The organism is Mycobacterium kiyosense, from assembly GCA_021654635.1.
Classification (GTDB): domain Bacteria; phylum Actinomycetota; class Actinomycetes; order Mycobacteriales; family Mycobacteriaceae; genus Mycobacterium; species Mycobacterium kiyosense.
In genome coordinates, this window is sequence record AP025179.1 from 2,020,984 (window position 1) to 2,044,286 (window position 23,303).

The 23,303-nt window shown below is 66.4% G+C and carries 16 protein-coding genes, 2 tRNA genes and 5 pseudogenes; 18 read left to right on the forward strand and 5 right to left on the reverse strand.

Going from position 1 to position 23,303, the window contains the following annotated elements; genetic code table 11:
- Positions 1-36 precede the first annotated feature (36 nt).
- On the reverse strand, positions 37-1,596 hold the full coding sequence (locus L6444_RS09655) for a glycoside hydrolase family 13 protein (RefSeq protein ID WP_236981980.1): 1,560 nt from the start codon (positions 1,594-1,596) through the stop codon (positions 37-39).
- The gene (locus tag L6444_RS09660; protein ID WP_236981982.1) at positions 1,596-1,991 is read right to left on the reverse strand and encodes a globin; all 396 of its coding nucleotides are present in this window, start codon (positions 1,989-1,991) and stop codon (positions 1,596-1,598) included. The genes L6444_RS09655 and L6444_RS09660 overlap by 1 nt, the downstream gene beginning before the upstream one ends.
- A 132-nt stretch (positions 1,992-2,123) precedes the next feature.
- Between L6444_RS09660 and L6444_RS09665 the strand changes: the two are divergent.
- The 4 genes and pseudogenes from L6444_RS09665 to L6444_RS09680 all read left to right on the forward strand — a co-directional run bounded on the left by L6444_RS09665 (position 2,124) and on the right by L6444_RS09680 (position 4,357).
- Positions 2,124-2,776: pseudogene (locus tag L6444_RS09665) on the forward strand (HNH endonuclease).
- Positions 2,777-2,840: 64 nt separating this feature from the next.
- On the forward strand, positions 2,841-3,065 hold the full coding sequence (gene ctaJ / locus L6444_RS09670; RefSeq protein ID WP_236983963.1) for an aa3-type cytochrome oxidase subunit CtaJ: 225 nt from the start codon (positions 2,841-2,843) through the stop codon (positions 3,063-3,065).
- Positions 3,052-3,519, forward strand: coding sequence for a DUF5130 domain-containing protein (locus L6444_RS09675; RefSeq protein ID WP_236981984.1), 468 nt, complete (start codon positions 3,052-3,054; stop codon positions 3,517-3,519). The genes ctaJ and L6444_RS09675 overlap by 14 nt, the downstream gene beginning before the upstream one ends.
- Before the next feature lie 52 nt (positions 3,520-3,571).
- Positions 3,572-4,357: a hypothetical protein gene (locus tag L6444_RS09680; RefSeq protein WP_309297856.1), complete on the forward strand. Its 786-nt coding sequence runs from the start codon at positions 3,572-3,574 to the stop codon at positions 4,355-4,357.
- 13 nt (positions 4,358-4,370) lie between these two features.
- Here the strand turns inward: L6444_RS09680 and pepN are convergent, their stop codons facing one another.
- On the reverse strand, positions 4,371-6,968 hold the full coding sequence (pepN, locus tag L6444_RS09685) for an aminopeptidase N (RefSeq protein ID WP_236981988.1): 2,598 nt from the start codon (positions 6,966-6,968) through the stop codon (positions 4,371-4,373).
- 178 nt (positions 6,969-7,146) lie between these two features.
- On the opposite strand from pepN, the pseudogene L6444_RS09690 reads away from it, so the two are divergent.
- From L6444_RS09690 to L6444_RS09705, 4 genes and pseudogenes are all read left to right on the forward strand, one after another.
- Positions 7,147-7,614 (forward strand): annotated as a pseudogene (locus L6444_RS09690) (PE family protein); the annotation flags it as partial.
- Between the two features lie 82 nt (positions 7,615-7,696).
- Positions 7,697-8,308: an Rv2466c family mycothiol-dependent reductase gene (locus tag L6444_RS09695; protein ID WP_236982001.1), complete on the forward strand. Its 612-nt coding sequence runs from the start codon at positions 7,697-7,699 to the stop codon at positions 8,306-8,308.
- 114 nt (positions 8,309-8,422) lie between these two features.
- On the forward strand, positions 8,423-8,902 hold the full coding sequence (locus L6444_RS09700; protein ID WP_236982003.1) for a ribose-5-phosphate isomerase: 480 nt from the start codon (positions 8,423-8,425) through the stop codon (positions 8,900-8,902).
- Between the two features lie 6 nt (positions 8,903-8,908).
- Positions 8,909-9,715: an Fpg/Nei family DNA glycosylase gene (locus L6444_RS09705; RefSeq protein ID WP_236982005.1), complete on the forward strand. Its 807-nt coding sequence runs from the start codon at positions 8,909-8,911 to the stop codon at positions 9,713-9,715.
- A 552-nt stretch (positions 9,716-10,267) separates the two neighbouring features.
- Here L6444_RS09705 and L6444_RS09715 read toward each other — a convergent pair.
- Both L6444_RS09715 and L6444_RS09720 read right to left on the reverse strand, forming a co-directional pair.
- Positions 10,268-11,467 carry a serine hydrolase domain-containing protein gene (locus tag L6444_RS09715; RefSeq protein WP_236982009.1) on the reverse strand — a complete coding sequence of 400 codons (1,200 nt, stop codon included), beginning with the start codon at positions 11,465-11,467 and terminating at the stop codon, positions 10,268-10,270.
- Positions 11,468-11,499: 32 nt separating this feature from the next.
- Positions 11,500-11,570, reverse strand: a tRNA-Gly gene (locus L6444_RS09720).
- A gap of 143 nt (positions 11,571-11,713) precedes the next feature.
- Here L6444_RS09720 and L6444_RS09725 point away from each other — a divergent pair.
- From L6444_RS09725 to L6444_RS09775, 10 genes and pseudogenes are all read left to right on the forward strand, one after another.
- Positions 11,714-11,787, forward strand: a tRNA-Pro gene (locus L6444_RS09725).
- Between the two features lie 54 nt (positions 11,788-11,841).
- Positions 11,842-13,311: a trigger factor gene (gene tig / locus L6444_RS09730; RefSeq protein ID WP_236982018.1), complete on the forward strand. Its 1,470-nt coding sequence runs from the start codon at positions 11,842-11,844 to the stop codon at positions 13,309-13,311.
- A gap of 99 nt (positions 13,312-13,410) precedes the next feature.
- Entirely contained in the window at positions 13,411-14,019 is a 609-nt protein-coding gene (locus tag L6444_RS09735) for an ATP-dependent Clp protease proteolytic subunit (RefSeq protein ID WP_236982020.1), read from the forward strand.
- Entirely contained in the window at positions 14,016-14,651 is a 636-nt protein-coding gene (clpP2, locus tag L6444_RS09740; protein WP_236982022.1) for an ATP-dependent CLP protease proteolytic subunit ClpP2, read from the forward strand. The genes L6444_RS09735 and clpP2 overlap by 4 nt, the downstream gene beginning before the upstream one ends.
- Positions 14,652-15,061: 410 nt before the next feature.
- Positions 15,062-16,342 carry an ATP-dependent Clp protease ATP-binding subunit ClpX gene (clpX, locus tag L6444_RS09745; protein ID WP_236982024.1) on the forward strand — a complete coding sequence of 427 codons (1,281 nt, stop codon included), beginning with the start codon at positions 15,062-15,064 and terminating at the stop codon, positions 16,340-16,342.
- Positions 16,343-16,803: 461 nt separating this feature from the next.
- Positions 16,804-18,750: a 2-oxoacid:acceptor oxidoreductase subunit alpha gene (locus L6444_RS09750; RefSeq protein WP_236982026.1), complete on the forward strand. Its 1,947-nt coding sequence runs from the start codon at positions 16,804-16,806 to the stop codon at positions 18,748-18,750.
- 49 nt (positions 18,751-18,799) lie between these two features.
- Positions 18,800-19,895: pseudogene (locus L6444_RS09755) on the forward strand (2-oxoacid:ferredoxin oxidoreductase subunit beta).
- Positions 19,896-19,908: 13 nt separating this feature from the next.
- Entirely contained in the window at positions 19,909-20,514 is a 606-nt protein-coding gene (mobA, locus tag L6444_RS09760) for a molybdenum cofactor guanylyltransferase (protein WP_255731154.1), read from the forward strand.
- Positions 20,515-21,283: 769 nt separating this feature from the next.
- Positions 21,284-21,885, forward strand: a pseudogene (locus L6444_RS31035) (transglycosylase family protein).
- Between the two features lie 120 nt (positions 21,886-22,005).
- Positions 22,006-23,264: pseudogene (locus tag L6444_RS09775) on the forward strand (saccharopine dehydrogenase family protein).
- Positions 23,265-23,303: the final 39 nt, after the last annotated feature.

Below are 23,303 nucleotides of genomic sequence, written 5' to 3' on the forward strand. Positions count from 1 at the left end.
ATATAGAGCAGCGCGCCGGGAAACGCGAAACGCGGGTCAGGCCAACCATGCCGCGGCGCCCGGCGCCAGCAACCCATCCCGAAGCGGCGCGCTCGACAGGATCAGCTCACCCGGCGGCAACTCCAGCGGCACATCCCCGGCGTTGAGCGCACACAGCAGCCCGCCGCGCCGGAACGCCACCGCGTCACCCGACAGGGGCACCCAATCCAACGGGTTACCGTCGAATTCCGCACGATCACGGCGCAATTCGATCATCCGCCGGAAGAACCACAACGTCGAATCGGGGTCAGCCGACTGCTTTTCGACGGTCAGCGCCGCCCAGTCCGTCGGCATCGGCAACCAGGTGTCGGGATTGGTCGAGAACCCGAACGGGGGAGCCTCGCCCGACCACGGCATCGGCACCCGGCACCGGTCCCGGCCGCGTTCGGTGCGCCCGGAACGTTCCCAGGTCGGGTCCTGCAGCACCTCGTCGGGTAGATCCACGTCAGGCAGGCCCAGTTCTTCGCCGTTGTAGACGAACACCGCGCCGGGCAGCGCGAGCATCAACATCGCCATCGACTTCGCCCGCAGCAGCCCCACTTCGCCGCCGCCGTAGCGGGTGACCTCGCGGCCGACGTCGTGATTGGACAGCGTCCAGGTGGGGGTGGCGTTCTCCAGCGCAGCCGCGTCCAACGAGTTCTGCACGGCTTCGCGGATCTCGCCGGCGTCGAACTCGGTGCGGGTCAGCCGGAAGTTGAAACCCAGGTGCAACTCGTCGGCGCGGACGTACTGCGCCCACTGAGAGTTGTCCTGCACCCAGACCTCGCCGACGGTGACCGCGTCGGGATAGTCGTCCATGACGGCGCGGATATCGCGATGGATGGCGTGCACGTTGGGTCGGTTGAACCGCGGATCGTCGTCGGTGTGCCGTAGCACCTCGGAGGTGTCCGGCGAATCGGGCAGACCCTCCGGCTTGGCCATGCCGTGCGCGACGTCGATGCGGAACCCGTCCACCCCGCGCTCCAGCCAGAATCGCAGCGTCTTCTCGAAATCGTCGAAGATCTCCGGGTTGTCCCAGTTGAGGTCCGGCTGCTCGGTGTCGAACAGGTGCAGATACCACTGGCCGGGGTTGCCGTCGGGCTCGACGACGCGTGTCCAGGCCGGTCCGCCGAAGACCGACTCCCAGTTGTTGGGTGGCAACACACCGTCGGGTCCCCGGCCGTCGCGGAAGAAGTAGCGATCGCGCGCCTCGGTGCCCGGGCCGGCTGCCAACGCCGCCTGAAACCACGGATGCTGAGAGCTGGAATGATTGGGCACCACGTCCATCGTGACCTTGATGCCGCGGGCGTGTGCCGCGTCGATCAGCCGCTCGAACGCGGCCATCCCGCCGAACAACGGGTCGATGTCACGCGGGTCGGACACGTCGTAGCCGTGGTCGGCCATCGGTGACACGGTGACCGGGTTGATCCAAATCCCGTCTACACCAAGCTGTTTGAGATAGTCCAACCGGTCGGCCAAACCGTCGAGATCACCGACGCCGTCACCGTTGCTGTCGGCGAACGAGCGCGGATAGATCTGATAGAACACCGCGGACTGCCACCACCGATCGCCGGCCATCAGAACGCCGAGTTCACCAGCGAGTGGGCGGCCATTTCCAGATACTGCAACAGCTGCCGCCGATGATCGTCGTCCAGCGTTTGCGCGTCGATCGAGGCGACGGCGGTATGCATGCACCGCAACCAGGCGTCGCGCTCGATCGGGGTGATCCGGAACGGCACGTGACGCATCCGCAGCCGCGGATGCCCGCGCTGATCGGAGTAGGTGCGCGGACCGCCCCAATATTGCTCAAGGAACATCCGTAACCGTTCCTCGGCGCCGGTGAGGTCCTCTTCGGGATACAGCGGGCGCAGTATCTCGTCCTCGGCGACCTGCTCGTAGAAGCGCCCGACGATCGCCTCGAAGGTTTTCCCGCCACCGACGGCGTCGTAGAAAGACTCAGTTGTTTGATCCATCGCCCACCATTGTGGGCCACCGTCGGCCCACGGCGCCCAGAGCGCCCGTTGTTCACCGGATCGACACGGCGCGGCTCAGACAAATGGCGTGCGATTGGCAGCAAATCGTGGTGGACTGTCCGCGGAGGATTTATGGCGCAGCGCAATAAACGCCGTGGCCACCGCAGCACGGGTGTCGCGGCAAAAAGGAACCGGGCCAGCAACCGCCCCATGCCTGCACAGTGTCGCTGAAACCCATCCCCCCCAACCGCACCGACAGCGCCTCGATCTGGAACCGCCGCCGGGTGCTGCTGCTGAACTCCACCTACGAGCCGTTGACCGCACTGCCGATGCGACGCGCCATCGTGATGCTGATCTGCGGAAAAGCTGACGTCGTGCACCACGACCCGGCCGGTCCGGTCATCCACTCGGCCACCCATTCGATTGCGGTGCCCTCGGTGATCCAGTTGCGCACCTATGTCCGGGTGCCGTACCGGGCGCGGGTCCCGATGACCCGCGCGGCGTTGATGCACCGCGACCGGTTCTGTTGCGCGTACTGCGGCGCGAAGGCCGACACCGTCGACCACGTGGTGCCCCGCAGTCGCGGCGGCGAACATTCCTGGGAGAACTGTGTCGCGTGCTGCGCGACCTGCAACCACCGCAAGGGCGACAAGCTGCTCACCGAACTCGGCTGGTCGTTGCGGCGTGCGCCGCTGCCGCCGACCGGCCAGCACTGGCGGCTGCTGTCGACGGTCAAGGAGCTCGACCCGTCCTGGGTGCGGTATCTGGGTGAGGGCGCGGCCTGACATTCCTGCGTCCTGAGTGCACCGCTTCGCGCGGTCGTGGGATACGGTTTGCCTCGTGAACACGATGGCATTACACGGGATGTTTCTCGGAATACCACTGTTGCTGGTCGGTCTCCTCTTGCTGGTGTTCATGAGCCGCAAGAGCCCGCACCCGGCGACCTACGATCTGTCGCAAGAGTGGACCCACCCGTCGATCCTGTGGGCGGCCACCGACGAGAACGTCGGCGGTCACCACGGCGGGCACGGCTCGGAGTTCACGGTGGGAGGTGGCGCAAGTGGCACATGGTGAAGTCGCGACCATCGATCCCGCCGACCTGCCCCGCGGCTCGGTGATCACCAGCAGTGGACGGGTTTCCGGCGTTACCGAACCGGGCGAGCTCTCCTCGCACTACCCCTTCCCGATCAAGGACCTCGTCGCCGTCGACGACGCCCTGAAGTACGCCTCGCGCGCGTCCAAGGCGCGGTTCGCCGTCTACCTGGGTGACCTGGGCGGCGACACCGCGGCCCGGGCCCGGGAGATCCTGGCCAAGGTGCCGACCCCCAACAACGCGGTGCTGCTGGCGGTGTCGCCGAACCAGAGCGCCATCGAAGTGGTGTACGGCTCGGAGGTGCGCGGTCGCGGCGCCGAGTCCGCGGCGCCGCTCGGGGTGGCCGCCGCGTCGTCGGCGTTCGAGCAGGGCAACCTGATCGACGGACTGGTCAGCGCCATCCGGGTACTCAGCTCGGGGATCTCGCCGGCCTAGCCGCCCGCAGTTGCCGGGTCACCACCACGAGCGGGCGCTGCGCGAGGCGGGCCTGCTCACCGGCCCGCGCCGCACCGGCTACCCCGCGACATGGCTGGCGAATGCCGCGCGCCGCGCAGTAACCCCCGAAACGATTCTCGAGATCGCCCGGAGCTCGGGCATCGACGGGGATGAACTGCACCTGCTCGGCGACTACGAAGAGGTCAACGACCCGCGCGGTAAGTCGTTCTTTCTGCTCCCGCCGGGTATCAGCGGGGACGACGCGCGCCGGGCGGTGTTGCTGACCTACATCCTCAACGCGGGCACCGACTATGGCGCGGCGGGTCGCGGCGTCGTCCACGACTTCGCCGCGACGCCGTACTCGGTGGCCGAGGTGCGGCGCATCATGGACCGGCAGCGCGCCAACGGCTGGAGTTACGGCCGCGACGTCCGATTCGTCGACCGAAACGGCGGCCGGCTGGCGACCACCCCGAACGGCATCCTGATGGGTGCGGGCGGCAGCTGGGTCCAGCGGCTGTACAGCCAACGCGGCGGGACCACCTGGGGAGACATCTTCATGGTCAACACCACCGCCGGAGTCGAGCCCGCCCGAGTGCTGCGCGACATCATCGCGTCGCGGCGGATCTGGCGCGCCGAACCCGACGGCGAGGTCGTGGTCGGCGGCCTGGATCTGGACCGCCTGTTGCATCACGAGGAACGACACAGTGCTCAGTGGGCCGCGCTCGGCTATTCCGGCATGCTGCGAGCCTATGGCTGGGAGTTGGTGCGCGAGTTGATCTTTCGCAAGACCAATCGACTCGAGCAGGACGCCGGCCTGCACGACGGCGGCTATCTGTAGGCCGGCCGTCCGGTCAGTTCGGGTCCTCGGCGTCGAACTTGCGCGCCCGCAGCGACCGCTTCACCCCGGCTTGGCCCTCGAGCACCAGTCGGCGCAACGCCGGCGGCACGTCGGGATCGCTCAGGAACTCGTCGGCGGTAGCGATGGCCTCCTCGCTGATGTCCCAGTACGGGTACAGGCCGATCACCACCGACTGCGCGACCTCGCTGGACCGCCGCGCCCACACCCCCGGAATCGCTTTGAAGTAGCGTGCGGTGAACGGTTTGAGCAGCTCACCCTGCCCCGGCGCGCCGATACCCGCGATGATGGCCCGGCTGAGGGCATTGGCCAGCGTGTCGTCCTCGACCACTGAGGTGAACGCGGCCTCCTTGACCTCGAGCTGGGGGCGCGCCGCCGCCGCCTGAGCGCCGTGCCGCTTGCCCGCGGCAGTGGGGTCTTTGTTGACCTCGGCGTCGATGCGTGGCGTGTCCGGGCCCTCGGCGTCGATCGCGCCGGCAGCGGCCAGCGCGATCACCACCCGCCAACGCAGATCGGCGTCGACGTCCAGGCCGGCCAGCCCCTGCTCGGCGGGGTCACCGTCGAGCAACGCGCTCAACACCTCCACGTGCCGCGGTGAGAGCACCGACGAACACAGCGCGTTGACGAAGGCGAGCTGGTGGTCGGATCCGGGTTCGGCGCCGCGCGCCAACTCCAGCAGCCGGTCGGCCAGCTGCGGCCCGCCCTGCTCGCGTGCCCACCCCGGTTCGGCATACGAACCGACCGCCGTCTGCGCCTGCAGCAGCAACCGCTGCAACACCGTCACCTCGGTCTCGGCCTGAACGCCTCCGGACACCAGTGCCACGAAGTCGCGGGCCCGCAGCTCGGCCTCCCGCGTCATCTCCCAGGCGGCCGACCAGGCCAGCGACCGGGGCAGCGGCTCGGCGATGTCGGCGATGCGCTTCAGCGCGGTCTGCAGCGACTCCGGGTCCAGCCGTAGCGAGCAGTAGGTCAGGTCGTCGTCGTTGACCAGAACCAGCTTGCCCCGCGAAACACCTACCAGCGCAGGCACTTCCGTGCTGGAACCGTCGACGTCGATTTCCTCGCGATGCACCCGCACCAATTTGCCCGACGCCGGATCGTCGTCGTAGATGCCGATCGCGATCCGGTGCACCCGGGTCTCACCCGCGCCGGGCGCCGCCCCGCTCTGCGTCACCGCGAACCGGGTGAAGTTGCCGTCACCGTCGATGTCGAAGTCCGGGCGTAACGTGTTGAGCCCGGTCGTTTTCAGCCACTGCTGCCCCCAGTTCGACAGGTCTCGTCCCGAGGCCTTCTCCAGCGCGCCGAGCAGATCGCTGAAGGTGGCGTTGCCGAATGCGTGGGCAGCGAAATAGTCCCGCAACCCGGCCAGGAAATGCTCCAGCCCCACATAGGCGACCAGCTGCTTGAGCACCGAGGCGCCCTTGGCGTAGGTGATTCCGTCGAAGTTGACCTCGACCGCGTGCAGGTCGGGGATGTCCGCGGCGATCGGGTGTGTGGAGGGCATCTGGTCCTGGCGGTACGCCCACGACTTCTCCACTGTCGCAAAGGTTGTCCACGCCTGGGTGTACTCGGTCGACTCGGCCTGGCACAGCACCGACGCAAAGGTGGCGAAGGATTCGTTGAGCCACAGATCATCCCACCACGTCATGGTGACCAGGTCGCCGAACCACATGTGCGCCATCTCGTGCAGAACCGTCTCGGCGCGCCGCTCGTAGGAGGCCCGGGTGACCTTGCTGCGGAAGACGTAGTCTTCCAGGAACGTCACCGCGCCCGCGTTTTCCATTGCGCCGGCATTGAATTCGGGAACGAACAGCTGGTCGTACTTGCCGAAAGCGTAGGGCGAGCCGAAGTTGGCGTGGTAGAAACCGAAGCCCTGCTTGGTCTCGGTGAACAACCGGTCGGCGTCCATGAACGGCGCCAGCGACGCCCGGCAGTAGATGCCCAGCGGGATCTCGCCGTGCTCGTCGCGGTAGGTGTCGTTCCACACCGCATACGGGCCGGCGATCAGCGCCACCAGATAGGTGCTCATCCGCGGGGTGGTCGCGAACGTGTGCACTTTGGCCTGGCCGGCGACTGCGACCTCGGCGGTCGCGCCGTTGGATACGACCTGCCAGTGTGCGGGCGCGGTCACCTGGATGTCGAAAGTGGCCTTGAGGTCGGGCTGGTCGAAACAGGCGAACATCCGCTTGGCATCGGCGGTTTCGAATTGCGAGTACAGGTAGACCTCGTCGTCGACCGGGTCGACAAAGCGGTGCAGGCCCTCACCGGTGTTCGAGTAGCGGCAGTCCGCGTCGACCACGACGACGTTGCGGTCGGCGAGCCCGCGCAGCGGGATCCCGGTTGATTCGTCGTAACCGGAGACGTCGATGGGCTGGCCGTTGAGGGTGGCGCTGCGCACAGTGCCGGCGGCGATGTCGAGGACGGTGTCGGCTCCGGCGAGCGCGTCGAACACCACGGTGGTGACGGAGTGGAATGTTCCGGAGCCCGGCGCGCCGGAGCCGTCGGTGAGGTCGAGGGCGATCTGGTAACTGTGCACGGTGACCAGCGCCGCGCGTTCGATTGCCTGGTCGCGGGTGAGGTTGGGGAGAGCCACGGGCTCCAACATATCGGCTGGCGTCGCAGCGCGGTTGAGCACGTCCCTCCCCCAAAAGGATGAAAAAAACCCGAAACAGCGCGGGCCTCTACCTCGGCAGGTATGACTCGTACTTCAGGGCGGGTCGGCGCATCCTCCGAACTCGCATGTGCGGCAGGAGGTTACGCGCGATGTCCGCTTGATTGTGGCGCCGGAGTTGGTGGTGACGGCCGCTTCGGAACTGGCCGTTCTGAGAGAAAGCGTGGGCGCGGCCAGCGCCGCCGCGGCGGCATCGACCACCACGCTGCTGGCCGCCGGGGCGGACGAGGTGTCGACGGCGATCGCCGAGATCTTCGCGGCGCACGGTCAGGCGTATCGGGCCCTCAGCGCGCAAGCCGCCGACTTCCACGCCCAGTTCGTCCGTGCGCTGCAGGGCGCCGGCAGCTCTTACGCGACCGCGGAGGCGGCCAACGCGTCCCCGATGCAGCAGGCACTGAACGCGGTCAACGCGCCCGCCCAAGCCCTGCTGGGACGCCCACTGGTCGGCAACGGCACCAACGGTGCACCCGGTCAGGCCGGTGGTGACGGCGGGTTGCTGTGGGGCAACGGCGGCAACGGCGGCGCCGGGGGTGGCTCCGGCCACGACGGCGATCCGGGGCTGCCCGGCTGACCGCGACGGGGAACAGTTGCACCGCGGCTACGGTTGTCTGTGAGCGGATGATTCTGAGCACCGAGGAGAGGGTCGCAGCATGGCTGGTAAAGACGTCGCAGATTTCTGGTTCGACCCGCTGTGCCCGTGGTGCTGGATCACCTCGCGCTGGATTCTCGAGGTCGAGAAGGTCCGCGATATCGAGGTGAACTTCCACGTGATGAGCCTTGCGGTGCTCAACGAGAACCGGGAAGGTCTGCCCGAGCAGTACCGGGAGATGATGGCCAAGGCGTGGGGGCCGGTGCGGGTGGCGATCGCCGCCGAGCAGGCCCACGGCGCCAAGGTGCTGGACCCGCTCTACACCGCGATGGGCACCCGAATCCACAATGAGGGCAACAAGGATCTGCCCGAGGTGATCAAGCTGGCGTTGGCCGATGCCGGCCTGCCCGCCGACCTGGCCGGGGCGGCCACCAGCGACACCTACGACGAAGCGCTGCGCAAGAGCCATCACGCCGGCATGGACGCCGTCGGCGACGACGTCGGCACCCCGACCATCCACGTCAACGGCGTGGCGTTCTTCGGTCCGGTGCTGTCCCGGATCCCGCGCGGCGAAGAGGCCGGCAAGCTGTGGGATGCCTCGGTGACCTTTGCGGCGTATCCACACTTCTTCGAGCTCAAGCGAACTCGCACCGAGCCGCCGCAGTTCGACTGAGAGTCGAACGTCGCGCCGAGTGTGTACGACACGACGCGACACGACACGCGGGCGATCCGTCGCGGATCTCACTCTCGCCGAGTGGCGGGCGAGGCGTGGTGCACAATGTCGGGCATGCGCGTCTACCTGGGGTCCGACCATGCCGGTTTCGAGCTCAAGCAGCAGATCATCGAGCATCTGAAGCAGACCGGCCACGAGCCGGTCGACTGCGGGGCCTTCAGCTACGACGCCGAGGACGACTACCCGGCGTTCTGCATCGCCGCGGCGACCCGCACGGTGGCCGACCCGGGCAGCCTGGGCATCGTGCTGGGCGGCTCCGGCAACGGTGAACAGATTGCCGCCAACAAGGTTCCCGGGGCCCGGTGCGCACTTGCGTGGAGCGTCGAGACGGCGGCCCTGGCTCGCGAACACAACAACGCCCAGCTGATCGGTATCGGCGGACGCATGCACACCGCCGACGAGGCGCTGGCCATCGTCGACGCATTCGTGTCCACACCGTGGTCGAAAGCCCAACGCCACCAACGCCGTATCGACATCCTGGCCGAGTACGAGCGCACCCACCAGGCACCGCCGGTAGCCGGGGCGGGGGACTGAGACGGCGTGCCCGAAGGGCATACCCTGCACCGGCTGGCCCGGCTGCACCAGCGTCGCTTCGCCGGTGCTCCGGTGGCGGTGTCGAGCCCTCAGGGCCGCTTCGACGACGCGGCCGCAGTTGTCAACGGAAAGGTGCTGCGCCGCGCCAGCGCCTGGGGTAAACACCTTTTCCACCACTACGCCGGCGGACCGGTGGTGCACGTCCACCTCGGCCTCTACGGCACCTTCACCGAGTGGGAGCGACCAGCCGACGGGACGGTTCCGGAACCGGTAGGTCAGGTGCGGATGCGGATGATCGGCGCGGCATACGGCACGGACTTGCGTGGTCCCACGGTCTGCGAACTCCTCGACATCAGCCAGGTTGACGACGTGGTGGCCCGGCTGGGTCCCGACCCACTGCGCGCCGATGCCGACCCGGCCTGGCCGTGGCAGCGAATCAGCAAGTCGCGCAGGCCGATCGGTGCGCTGCTGATGGACCAGAGCGTGATCGCCGGGGTGGGCAACGTCTACCGCAATGAGTTGTTGTTCCGGCACCGCATCGACCCGTACCGGCCCGGCCAGCAGATCTCCGAGCAGGAATTCGGCGCCGCATGGACCGACCTGGTCGCTCTGATGAAGGTGGGCCTGCGCCGCGGCAAGATCATCGTGGTGCGCCCCGAACACGACCACGGCGCCCCCTCGTACGGCCCTGGACGACCCCGTACCTACGTCTACCGCCGCGCCGGCGATCCGTGCCGGGTGTGCGGCGACACCGTGCGTACCGCGGTGTTGGACGGCCGAAATCTGTTCTGGTGCCCGACCTGCCAGACATGACATCGATCACAAGGTGTGTGACGGATTCGATCAAGCTTTAGACGAAACCTCAGGTCGCCGTGGTTGACAGGGAACTGGCAGAAAATTGGCCCGCGCGCTTCAGGTTGGCTACAGGTTTGCCTAGTAGGTCTAAAGATTATGAAAACTTCATCATCACGCTTGGTTGCAACAGGTTTCGCGCTCGCCATCGGCTTGGGGGTCGCCGGTCTTGGCACCGCGGCAGACGCCGCGGCGGCGCCGACATCGTTCCCGCAATGGTGCCCGGGTGACTTCTGGGACCCCGGTTGGGGCGACAACTGGGACGCATGGCACTGCCATGACAACGCGCGCTTCGACCACCCGGGAGGGCCCGGGGGACCCGGCGGGCCCGGCGAATTCCACGGCCCGGACGGCCCCGGCGGACCCGGCGGGCCCGGTGGCCCGGGTGGTCCCGGCGGACCTGGCGGTCCCGGACCGGGCGGACCAGGTGGGCCTGGCGGGCCAGGTGGTCCCCGCTAGCAGCGTCCGATCAACCAGGCGCACCCTGTCGGCATCGTCCGGCAGGGTGCGTTTTCAGTCGTCGCCCGGAATGACCCCGAGCGCGCGGTACACCTCGTTGCTCAGGGCGACGCTGCGCGGGTCGGCGTTGGCTTTGCTGGCGTCGAACCGGTTGGACACGTACCCATAGCCGATCCGATGTTCCAGGTCGACGAACGCGAACGAACCACCCAGCCCGCCATGCCCGAACATCTTCGGGTTGGGGCCATTGATGCAGCGCTGATTGAGCATGTAGCCCAGGCCCCAGCCGTGATCGGCCACCCGGGGACCCAGCACCAGATCGGGTTCGAAGCCGCCCTGGCACTCGCGGACCAGATCCATGTGCTCGCGGCTGAGCAGCTTCTCCTGGGCCAGGGCGTTGTAGAACGTCGCCATTCCCAGCGCGGACACCTGGCCGTTGGTACCGGGGAACTCGAGCTGACGCCACAGCTGCAGATTCTCGGTGTCCAGGTCGTCGTCGGCGAGGAAACCCATCGAGATCGCCATGCCCGCCTTGGGATGCTCGTCAAGGCTGGTCGGGTAACCCGGTGCCTGCAGTTCGGCCAGCAGCTGGCGACCGGTCGGCTTATTCACCCGCTCGGCGCAGCGTCGCTGTTCGGCGGGTGAGAGGCCGATGTGAACTTCGGCGCCGATCGGCTCGGCGATCTCGGTGCGCAGATACTGGCCGATGGTGCGGCCGGTGATGCGACGAAACACTTCGCCGACAATGAAGCCGAACGTGGTCATGTGGTAGCCCTGTGCGGTGCCGGGTTCCCACCACGGTTCGGCGACGGCCAGCTGCTCGCAGACGAAATCCCAGTCCAGCAGTTGCTCGGTGGTCAGCCGGGTACGCGGGCCGATGACGCCGGAGCGGTGGCTCATCACCATGGCCAGCGTGATGTCTGCTTTGCCCGCCTGGCCGAACTCGGGCCAGTAGCGGGCGACCGGGGCATGCAGGTCCAGCTCGCCGCGGTCGGCGAGCTGGTGCACACAGGTGGAGGACAGCCCTTTGGTGCCGGAGAGCACCGTGGTCAGGGTGTCTTCCCGCCAGGGCCGGGTGCCGGCGGCGTCGGCTGAGCCACCCCACAGGTTGACGACGAGATCGCCGTCGACCCAGACTGCGACCGCGGCGCCGACCTCGTGGCGCAGCGTGAAATTGCGCTCGAACGCGTCACGCACACCGGCGAATCGCGGCGCGCATGAGCCCTGGATGCTGACGCTTTGAACGTCGCTCATGGCGCCTCTCTGTCGAGCAAATGGTCGCCCAGAGCGGGCGACGGGAATCGAACCCGCGTAGCTAGTTTGGAAGACTAGGGCTCTACCATTGAGCTACGCCCGCATGTATTAGTCGAGCGAGACTGTACGTGGTGCTGCAGATCAAATCTAATCGACGCTGATGCGTGACCGCTCTGTGAGGTTGCGGACAGCCTGGAGGTCGATGCGGGTCCGGTGTGGCCGGGCCGTAGGATCGCGAGGTCACCGCGGGGTGTAGCGCAGCTTGGTAGCGCATCCGCTTTGGGAGCGGAAGGCCGCAGGTTCAAATCCTGTCACCCCGACCCGCCCGACAAGCGCACCGCCGCGCGCCGGAACTACACATCGAGGAGCATGCCGTGAAAAGCACCGTCAAGCAGTTGAGCCCCACCCGGGTTCGCATCAACGTGGAGGTGCCGTTCACCGAACTCGAACCCGACTTCCAGCGGGCCTACAAGGAGCTGGCCAAGCAGGTCAGGCTGCCCGGTTTCCGGCCCGGCAAGGCCCCGGCGCGGTTGCTCGAGGCGCGCTTCGGCCGTGAAGCGCTGCTCGACCAGGTCGTCGAGGATGCCGTACCCAGCCGTTACGGTCAGGCGCTCACCGAGTCCGACGTGCAGCCGATCGGTCGCCCCAACATCCAGGTGACCAAGAAGGAGTACGGCGAGGAACTGCAGTTCTTCGCCGAGGTCGACGTTCGTCCCAAGCTGGAGATTCCCGACCTGGACGCGTTGACGGTCTCCGTCGACCCGATCGAGGTCACCGACGAAGAGGTCGACGCCGAACTGGAGTCCCTGCGCGCCCGGTTCGGCACCCTGACCGGGGTGGACCGGCCCGTGCAAACCGGCGACTTCGTCTCGATCGACCTGTCGGCCACCGTTGACGGCGAAGAGGTGCCCAACGCCGCCGCCGAGGGGCTGTCCCATGAGGTCGGCTCCGGTCGGCTGATCGCCGGTCTGGACGACGCGCTGGTCGGTCTGGCCGTGGACGAGTCGAAGGTTTTCACGGCGCAGCTGGCGAGCGGTGAGCACGCCGGCAAGGATGCTGAGGTCACCGTCACGGTCAAGTCGATCAAAGAACGCGAACTGCCCGATCCCGACGACGAATTCGCCCAGCTCGCCAGCGAGTTCGACACCATCGAGGAGCTCCGCACCAGCCTGCGCGAGCAGGTGCGCAACGTCAAGAAGGCCAAGCAGGCCGATCAGATCCGCAATGCCGCGCTCGACGCCCTGCTCGAGCAGGTCGAGGTGCCGGTGCCGGACGCCGTGGTGCGGTCGCAGATCGAAGAGACCCTGCAGGCGGCGATGGGCGGCTTGAACAACGACGAGAGCAAGTTCAACGAACTGCTCGAACAGCAAGGCAGTTCGCGGTCGGAGTTCGACGCCGAGACCCGCGCCGCCGCGGAGAAGAACGTCAAGCGGCAATTGCTGCTCGACGCCATCGCCGACGAACTCGACGTGCAGGTGGGTCAGGAGGACCTGACCGAACGGCTGGTGTTGACGTCGCGGCAGTACGGCATCGAGCCGCAGCAGCTGTTCGCCTATCTGCAGGAGAACAATCAGCTGGCCGCCATGTTCGCCGACGTGCGGCGGGGCCTGGCGGTTGCGGCGGTGGTGGAGAAGGCGACGGTCACCGACAGCGACGGCAACGCGATCGACACCGGCGAGTTGTTCGGCAGGCGCCACACGGACCACGAGCACGACCATGACCACGAGCACGACCATGACCATGACCATGACCATGACCATGACAGCGTCGTCGACTCGGACGAGGATGCCGACGACGCGGCCGACGACGTGGCCGATGACGAAGCCGACGCACCCACCGCATGACGCTGTGAGCGAACGCGCCCGTCTCAGGTGGTCAAAGGACGGGTCTGGTTGGTTAGTGTCGGTGAAACAAGCAACGCGAAGAAAGCAGGTGTCCCCGCTGTGAGCAAAGCGTCTGATATGCGTTCCAACTCGATGGGTCTGAACCTCACGGACTCCGTCTATGAGCGCTTGCTCTCCGAGCGCATCATCTTCTTGGGTTCGGAGGTGAACGATGAGGTCGCCAACCGGTTGTGCGCACAGATCCTGCTGCTCGCCGCCGAGGACGCCGACAAAGACATCAACCTCTACATCAACTCACCGGGCGGATCGATCAGCGCCGGAATGGCGATCTACGACACCATGGTGCTGGCTCCGTGCGACATCGCCACCTACGCGATGGGCATGGCAGCGTCGATGGGTGAGTTCCTGCTCGCCGCGGGCACCAAGGGCAAGCGTTACGCGCTGCCGCACGCCCGCATCCTGATGCACCAGCCGCTTGGTGGCGTGACAGGTAGCGCTGCCGACATCGCCATTCAGGCCGAGCAGTTCGCGGTCATCAAGAAGGAAATGTTCCGCCTCAACGCGGAATTCACCGGGCAGTCGATCGAGCGCATCGAGGCGGATTCGGACCGCGACCGCTGGTTCACCGCACCGGAGGCCCTGGAATACGGGTTCGTCGACCACATCATCACCCGCGCCGCCCACATCACCAACGGAGAAGCCCAGTGAACCCTCAGATCCAGCCTCAGGCGCGCTACATCCTGCCGTCGTTCATCGAGCACTCCAGCTTCGGTGTCAAAGAGTCCAACCCGTACAACAAGCTGTTCGAGGAACGCATCATCTTCCTCGGCGTCCAGGTGGACGACGCTTCGGCCAACGACATCATGGCGCAGCTGTTGGTGCTCGAGTCGCTGGATCCCGACCGCGACATCACCATGTACATCAACTCGCCGGGCGGTGGTTTCACTTCGCTGATGGCGATCTACGACACCATGCAGTACGTGCGTGCCGACATCCAGACCGTGTGCCTGGGTCAGGCCGCGTCCGCGGCCGCGGTGCTGCTGGCCGCCGGAACTCCGGGTAAGCGGATGGCGCTGCCCAACGCGCGGGTGCTGATCCACCAGCCGTCGCTGTCGGGTGTGATCCAGGGACAGTTCTCCGACCTGGAGATCCAGGCCGCCGAGATCGAGCGGATGCGGACCCTGATGGAGACCACGCTGGCCCGCCATACCAATAAGGACCCCGAGGTGATCCGCAAGGACACCGACCGGGACAAGATCCTGACCGCCGAGGACGCCAAGGAGTACGGGATCATCGACACCGTTCTCGAATACCGGAAGCTGTCCGCCCAGAACGCCTGAGATTTCGGCGGGCGCTGAGAAGGTGCAGTCGACTCCGTAACATCGATGAGCGTGGCGAGCACTGAACAGTCTCGGTCGATCCGACGACGGATGTCAGCCGCCGACGGCGGCCGGTCCGCCTCCTGCCGGTCGACTTGGCCGCTAGACACGCAGCGTCCGCTAGCCTCGATGGCATCACGACCGCGACACGCCAGAGACACGTATTGCGCGTCCCGACAAGTGACCGACGTGGTCTGGCGATATGTTCTTTCTGCACGCGGTAGAAGTACCGACCAAGTGATTACAGCGAATACCAAGGAAGCTATTCGGCGTTAACGGTCGCGAGGGGCCGGAGCTAACGGGTAGCGTCGTGGGATACACGCGGCAGGCAAGACGATACGGCGATAACAGGAAGTAGGCCCTGAAGCATCATGGCGCGCATCGGAGACGGCGGTGACTTGCTGAAGTGCTCGTTCTGCGGGAAGAGTCAAAAGCAGGTCAAGAAACTCATCGCGGGTCCCGGGGTGTACATCTGCGATGAATGCATCGACCTGTGCAACGAGATCATCGAAGAAGAACTCGCCGACGCCGACGATGTGAAGCTGGACGAGCTGCCCAAGCCCATCGAGATCCGGGACTTCCTGGAGGGTTACGTCATCGGGCAGGACACGGCCAAGCGGACCTTGGCGGTGGCCGTCTACAACCACTACAAGCGCATCCAGGCCGGCGAGAAGGGCCGCGACTCGCGCTACGAACCGGTCGAGCTGACCAAGTCCAACATCCTGATGTTGGGGCCCACCGGCTGTGGCAAAACCTACCTGGCCCAGACGCTGGCCAAGATGCTCAACGTTCCGTTCGCCATCGCCGACGCCACCGCGCTGACCGAGGCCGGGTACGTCGGTGAAGACGTCGAGAACATCCTGCTCAAACTCATCCAGGCCGCGGACTACGACGTCAAGCGCGCCGAGACCGGCATCATCTACATCGACGAGGTGGACAAGATCGCCCGCAAGAGCGAGAACCCGTCGATCACCCGCGACGTCTCGGGCGAGGGCGTTCAGCAGGCGCTGCTGAAGATCCTGGAAGGCACCCAGGCGTCGGTTCCGCCGCAGGGCGGTCGCAAGCATCCGCACCAGGAGTTCATCCAGATCGACACCACCAACGTGCTGTTCATCGTTGCGGGCGCGTTCGCGGGTCTGGAAAAGATCATTTACGAGCGGGTCGGCAAGCGCGGGCTGGGCTTCGGCGCCGAGGTGCGCTCCAAGGCCGAGATCGACACCACCGACCACTTCGCCGAAGTGATGCCCGAGGACTTGATCAAGTTCGGCCTGATCCCGGAGTTCATCGGCCGGCTTCCGGTGGTCGCCTCGGTCACCAACCTGGACAAGGAGTCGTTGGTCAAGATCCTGTCCGAACCCAAGAACGCGTTGGTCAAGCAGTACACCCGTTTGTTCGAGATGGACAACGTGGAGCTGGAGTTCACCGACGACGCGCTCGAGGCGATCGCCGACCAGGCGATCCACCGTGGCACCGGCGCCCGCGGGCTGCGCGCGATCATGGAAGAAGTGCTGCTGCCGGTGATGTACGACATCCCGAGCCGGGACGACGTCGCCAAGGTGGTGGTCACGAAGGAAACCGTGCAGGACAACGTGCTCCCGACGATCGTGCCGCGCAAGCAGTCGCGTAGCGAGCGACGCGACAAGTCCGCCTAGCCTGCGAGCTGCGGCGCCGTGTGCGCGCCGGCAGGTAGAAACGCGTTGCGCGAAGGTCCACGAAGGCGCGGCAAAACGGTGCTGCGACCGTGCATTTGTGCGCGCTCGCCGCGATCTAGACCTGCGCGTTGGCGACAGGGCCAGGCACCGCAGCTCGCCCGCGCGCCCGCTGACGCGGCCGCCGCTTGATCCGACGGACCGCAAATTCGGTGCAAAATTCCACCGAAAGTGACGAAAACCACAGTTTTGTCTGTGCTGCCCGCCGCCGCCACCCTGACATGTGCTTTTGCCCGCATACTCGCCGGTAACGGCGACGTGGAGTTGACCAGCAATCCTTAGAGAAGTGTCATAATTGGTACTTGCAGTGACACCAAAAACGTGATGGCGGTAAGGCACTTCGGCGCGCGTAATCTACAAGCTGCCGCGGAGTGCATATCCGGTGGCTAATGGAAGGCGGAGACGTGAATCCGAACGGCAACGGTGCCGGGACTGAGTCTCATAACGGATCCAGCAGGCAACGGCTGGAGAACGTCGTTATCCGGTTCGCCGGAGACTCCGGCGACGGCATGCAGCTCACCGGCGACCGATTCACCTCGGAGGCTGCACTTTTCGGCAATGACCTGGCTACCCAGCCGAACTACCCGGCCGAGATCCGCGCACCCGCGGGGACCCTACCCGGCGTCTCGTCCTTCCAGATCCAGATCGCCGACTACGACATCCTGACCGCCGGTGACCGGCCCGACGTGCTGGTGGCGATGAACCCGGCGGCACTGAAAGCCAATCTCGGCGACCTGCCGCGCGGCGGAATGGTGATCGCGAATTCCGACGAATTCACCAAACGCAACTTGACGAAGGTCGGTTACATCACCAATCCGCTGGAGAGCGACGAACTCGAGGAATACGTCGTCCATGCCGTCCCCATGACGACGCTCACCCTGGGCGCAGTCGAGGCGATCGGCGCGACGAAGAAGGATGGCCAGCGCGCCAAGAACATGTTCGCGCTGGGCCTGCTGTCGTGGATGTACGGGCGGCCGATCCAGACCAGTGAGAACTTCATCCGGGAAAAGTTCGTCCGCAAACCCGACGTCGCCGAGGCCAACGTGTTGGCGCTCAAAGCGGGGTGGAACTACGGCGAAACCACCGAAGCTTTCGGCACCACCTATGAGGTGTCCAAGGCTTCCCTACCGGCCGGCGAGTACCGCCAGATCTCAGGCAACACCGCGATGGCGTACGGCATCGTCACCGCCGGCCGATTGGCCGACAAGCAGGTCATGCTCGGCAGCTACCCGATCACCCCGGCGTCGGACATCCTGCACGAGCTGTCCAAGCACAAGAACTTCAACGTGATCACCTTCCAGGCCGAGGACGAGATCGGCGGCATCTGCTCGGCCATCGGCGCGTCCTACGGCGGCGCGCTGGGTGTCACCAGCACGTCGGGCCCCGGCGTCTCGCTCAAGTCGGAAGCCATGGGCCTGGCCGTGATGACCGAGCTGCCGTTGATCGTCATCGACGTTCAGCGCGGCGGCCCGTCGACGGGTCTGCCCACCAAGACCGAGCAGGCCGACCTGCTGCAGGCGCTGTTCGGGCGCAACGGCGAGTCGCCGGTCGCGGTGGTGGCTCCCCGGTCGCCGTCGGACTGCTTCGAGACCGCCATCGAGGCGGTGCGGATCGCGGTGTCCTACCACACTCCGGTGATCGTGCTGTCCGACGGAGCGATCGCCAACGGCTCGGAGCCGTGGCGCATTCCGGACATCAGCTCGCTCCCGCCGATCATCCATAAGTTCGCCAAGCCGGGCGAGCCGTTCCAACCGTATGCCCGCGACCCGGAGACCCTGGCCCGGCAGTTCGCCGTCCCCGGGACACCCGGTTTGGAACACCGCATCGGTGGTCTGGAGGCCGCCAACGGCTCGGGTGCCATCTCCTACGAGCCGGTCAACCACGATCTGATGGTCCGTATCCGCCAAGCGAAGATCGACGGCATCAGCGTTCCGGATCTCGAGGTCGACGACCCCACCAACGATGCCGAGTTGCTGTTGATCGGCTGGGGCAGTTCCTACGGGCCGATCGGGGAAGCCTGCCGACGCGCGCGGCGCAAGGGCATCAAGGTCGCCCACGCCCACCTGCGCTACCTCAACCCGTTCCCGGCCAACCTCGGTTCGGTGCTGAGGCGCTACCCGCAGGTGGTGTGTCCGGAGATGAACCTGGGTCAGTTGGCGATGCTGTTGCGGGCGAAATATCTGGTCGACGTGCAGTCGGTCAGCAAGGTGCATGGTCTGTCGTTCCTGGCCGACGAGGTGGGCCGGATCATCCGTGCCGCGCTGGGCGGGACGCTGGCCGAGATCGAACAGGACAAGGCGATGGTCGCCCGCTTGTCGGCGGCCACGGTCGGAGCGGGTGCGGACGCATGACTCGTTCGGAGCGAAGCAATAAGGAGGAGCGGCGCTCGTGACAAACGTGATGAGCAATTTGGCCGGCACTGATCTCGGTCTGACCGAGGCGGCACCCCACCATCGGCCGGCCAAGCACGATGGCGTGCCCGTCACGGACCAGCCGCAGAAGGGCAAGGACTTCACCAGCGACCAGGAGGTGCGCTGGTGCCCGGGTTGCGGCGACTACGTCATCCTCAACACCATCCGCAACTTCCTGCCGGAACTGGGGCTGCGTCGCGAGAACATCGTGTTCATCAGCGGCATCGGGTGTTCGAGCCGGTTCCCCTACTACCTGGAGACCTACGGCTTCCACTCGATCCACGGCCGGGCGCCGGCCATCGCCACCGGGTTGGCACTGGCCCGGGAAGATCTGTCGGTGTGGGTGGTCACCGGCGACGGCGACGCCCTGTCGATCGGCGGTAACCACCTGATCCACGCGCTGCGCCGCAACGTGAACATCACCATTTTGTTGTTCAACAACCGGATCTACGGCCTGACCAAGGGGGCAGTATTCGCCTACCTCGGAAGTCGGCAAGATCACCAAGTCGACTCCGATGGGTTCGCTGGACCACCCCTTCAACCCGGTCTCGCTGGCTTTGGGCGCCGAGGCGACGTTCGTCGGCCGCGCGCTGGACTCCGACCGTGCCGGATTGACCGAGGTGCTGCGCGCCGCGGCCCAGCACCGTGGCGCGGCGCTGGTCGAGATCATGCAGGACTGCCCGATCTTCAACGACGGTTCCTTCGACGCACTGCGCAAGGAGGGCTCCGAAGAGCGATTGATCAAGGTGAGCCACGGCGAACCGATCGTCTTCGGCGCCGACGGCGAATACTGCGTGGTGAAGTCGGGATTCGGCCTCGACGTGGCCAAGACGGCGGACGTGTCGGCCGACGAGATCGTCGTGCACGACGCGTACGACGACGACTCGGCCTACGCGTTCGCGTTGTCGCGACTGTCGGATCAGAACCTCGATCACATGGTGATGGGCATTTTCCGGGACGTTAGTCGGCCCACCTACGACGACGCGGCTCGCTCCCAGGTCCGGGCCGCGCAGGAGGCCAGCGCGTCCGACCAGGCAGCGCTGCAGTCGTTGCTGCGGGGACGCGACACCTGGACCGTGGACTGAGGTGAGTACGCAGGTGCCTGAGGACACTGCCCAGACCGGCGCACTGGCCGGTATCGTGCTCGCCGGCGGTGAATCCCGACGCATGGGTCGAGACAAGGCCACCCTGCCCGTGCCGGGCGGGACGGGCACGCTGGTCGAGCACGTCGTGGGCGTGGTGAGCCAGCGTTGTTCGCCGGTCTACGTGATGGCTGCGCCGGGGCAACCGCTGCCGGCGTTGTCGGCTGCGATTCTGCGTGACGAGGTGCGGGGGCTGGGGCCGCTGCCGGCGGCCGGGCGTGGGCTACGGGCCGCTGCCGCGGCGGGGGCTCAGCTGGCGTTTGTCGCTGCCGTCGACATGCCTTCTCTCACACCCGATTTGATCGACGATCTGATGCGCTTGGCGGTCGAGACCGGCGCCGAGGTGGTGATGCCGTGGGACGGCCGCAGCCACTACCTGGCCGCGGTGTACCGCACGGATCTGGCTGACCGGATCGAGGAGCTGGTCGCTGCCGGGAAGCGCAGTATGCGTGACCTGATCGACGCGTCGGATTCCCAGCAGATCGTGCTGGCCTCCTCAGGAGTGTTGACCAACGTCAACACCGAGGATGACTTGCTCGCACCGGCGCGCTCGGGTCGCTGACGCCAAACGTCAACTGCGACAGGCGTTTTGGGGTAGCCCACCGTTGGTCAGCCATCGGGCTACCGTTTGAAAAATTTTTTCTCACAACAACATTCACTTGATCTATGGCTAAATACTAGGTTTGGTAAGGGTTTTCGGGGTTTCGTGCATTGCCGGGTGTTACGGCTTTTCGAATGTCCCGAGGTGCCAATGGGACTCGTGTGATCCACCGCAGGATTGCAATAGGTACCGACGACATTTGACGAAGTTCTTTGTGGGGCAGGTCACTTCGACTAACCTGCGGCCGTTGATTTGATCGTGTGTCGGATAACGAAATTCGGTGGTGCAGCTCACAATTTATGCGTGATTCGGCTCACCAAACGGGTTCTGCGACAACGGATCGTCTTTACGCCGAAACGAGTATCTGACCTGCGGGAACCATCGGTTGGCCGCGCTGTGATCCGCCCGTTATCGAACCGACACTTCTTTGCGGCCGAGATGACGAATCCAAATCGTTATCGTACGGTCCCTGTAGCCCGAAAGCGGGTCGTAATAAACCAAAACTGAATCCACGGATACGCGTGTGAGCGGAGCTGGGATGGCGCCCGAAAATTTGGGGTCGCCCCGCGGGTGATGGCGTCCAGCCACCCCGGTAGATCTAGCCCTCCGCTGTTGTGCCGAAAAGAGACGGCACACCTCGAAGCGATCAGCGTCCTGTTGACGCACCAAGCACAACCCAACCCACAGCTGTGGGCTGGCTTCGGCGCGCGCGCAACGAAAGGAACAATCCTTGAAGAACGTCCGCAAGACGCTCATCGTCGCCGCGATTACCGGAACACTCGTGACCGTGCCGACCGCCGGCATCGCTCATGCGGATGTCCCCGGCGTCGACCCCAACGTCGCCCCGGGTTTCGACCCCGGCGCCCCGGCGCCCGACGCGCCGGCGGCCACGGAGAACGCGGGCTTCGACCCGAGCCAGCCGGCTCCGGACGCGCCGCCTGCCCCGGACGCTCTGCCGGCGCCCGACGCGCCCCTGCGCCCGACGCGCCGCCCGCCCCGGACGCGCCACCGGCCCCGGAGAACGCCGGGTTCGACCCGAGCCAGCCGGCTCCGGACGCGCCGCCGGTCGGCGAGGTCCCCGCGCCCGCCCCGGTCCGGGCCTACAGCGTGAACTGGGACGCGATCGCGCAGTGCGAGTCCGGTGGTAACTGGGGGATCAGTACCGGCAACGGCTACGCCGGTGGCCTGCAGTTCACCTCCAGCACCTGGCATGCCAACGGCGGCGCGGGCTCTCCGGCCGGCGCCAGCCGCGAGGAGCAGATCCGGGTGGCCGAGAACGTGCTGCATTCGCAGGGGATCGGCGCATGGCCGGTCTGCGGCCGCCGCGGCTGACCTGAGTAGCGACAGACGCAAAAAGCACCCGCACGCTTCGGCGTGTCGGGTGCTTTTGCGTCCGTTCGTCGGTCCGGGCCACGCTCAGAACCGCGGCACCCCGCGAGTAGCGTCGGGCGGGTGACTGAAACACCACGCGAATTCGACATCATCCTCTACGGCGCAACGAGCTTCGTGGGGAAGCTGACCGCTGAATACCTTGCCCGGGCCGGCGGCGACGCGCGCATCGCGTTGGCCGGCAGGTCCAGCGACAAGCTCAAAGCGGTGCGCGAGAATTTGGGGGGGAGCCCGCCCAGTCCTGGCCGCTGGTGTGCGCGGACGCCACGAGACCGGCCACCCTCGAGGAGATGGCAGCCCGCACCCGGGTCGTCATCACCACCGTCGGGCCGTACACCCGCTACGGGCCGCCGCTGGTGGCCGCGTGTGCTGCGGCGGGCACCGACTATGCCGACTTGACCGGCGAGGCGATGTTCGTCCGCGAGAGCATCGACCTCTACCACAAGCAGGCCGCCGACACCGGTGCCCGCATCGTGCATGCCTGCGGCTTCGACTCGATCCCGTCCGACCTCTCCGTGTTCGCGCTGTATCGTGCCGCCCAGCGCGACGGCACCGGTGAGCTGGACGACACCAACCTGGTGGTGCGCTCGATGCGAGGCGGCGCCTCTGGGGGCACCATCGCGTCCGTGCTGGAGGTGCTGCGTACCGCATCAGAGGATCCCGAAGCGCGCCGCCAGATGACCGACCCCTACACCCTGAGCACCGACCGCAGCGCGGAACCCGAGCTGGGTTCGCAGCCCGACCTGCCGCTGCGCCGGGGTCGTCACATCGCTCCGGAACTGGACGGTGTATGGACGGCGGGTTTCTTGATGGCGCCCTACAACACTCGAATTGTGCGGCGTAGCAACGCATTGCTGGATTGGGCGTACGGGCGACGGTTCCGCTACAGCGAGACCATGAGCGTGGGATCCTCGCCGGTGGCGCCGTTGGCCTCGGCGGTGGTGACCGGACTGGGCAATGTGATGATGGGTCTGGGCAGCCGCTACTTCCGGCTGCTGCCGCCGCGACTGGTGGAACGGGTGGTCCCGAAGCCGGGCACCGGGCCCAGCGCCGAGAGTCGGCAGCGCGGTTACTACAAGATCGACACCTACACCACGACCAGCACCGGTGCGCGTTATGTGGCGCGGATGGAGCAGCGCGGCGACCCCGGCTACCAGGCGACCTCGGTTCTGCTGGGCGAGTGCGGGCTCGCGCTGGCTAAAGACCGCGACAAGCTCTCCGACCTGCACGGCGTGCTGACCCCCGCGGCCGCGATGGGCGATGCGCTGCTGGCGCGTTTCCCAAGCGCGGGTGTATCCCTGCGGACCGAGCGGTTAAATTGACGCACGGGTTGGAATTGGGCTGCGTCTAGGGGTGTCGAA

Bases quoted from the DNA above. Each gene is read 5' to 3' on its own strand.
- L6444_RS09655 (WP_236981980.1), bottom strand. From the start codon at position 1,596: ATGGCCGGCGATCGGTGGTGGCAGTCCGCGGTGTTCTATCAGATCTAT.
- L6444_RS09660 (WP_236981982.1), bottom strand. From the start codon at position 1,991: ATGGATCAAACAACTGAGTCTTTCTACGACGCCGTCGGTGGCGGGAAA.
- ctaJ (WP_236983963.1), top strand. From the start codon at position 2,841: ATGGCATTACACGGGATGTTTCTCGGAATACCACTGTTGCTGGTCGGT.
- L6444_RS09695 (WP_236982001.1), top strand. From the start codon at position 7,697: ATGGCTGGTAAAGACGTCGCAGATTTCTGGTTCGACCCGCTGTGCCCG.
- L6444_RS09700 (WP_236982003.1), top strand. From the start codon at position 8,423: ATGCGCGTCTACCTGGGGTCCGACCATGCCGGTTTCGAGCTCAAGCAG.
- L6444_RS09715 (WP_236982009.1), bottom strand. From the start codon at position 11,467: ATGAGCGACGTTCAAAGCGTCAGCATCCAGGGCTCATGCGCGCCGCGA.
- clpX (WP_236982024.1), top strand. From the start codon at position 15,062: ATGGCGCGCATCGGAGACGGCGGTGACTTGCTGAAGTGCTCGTTCTGC.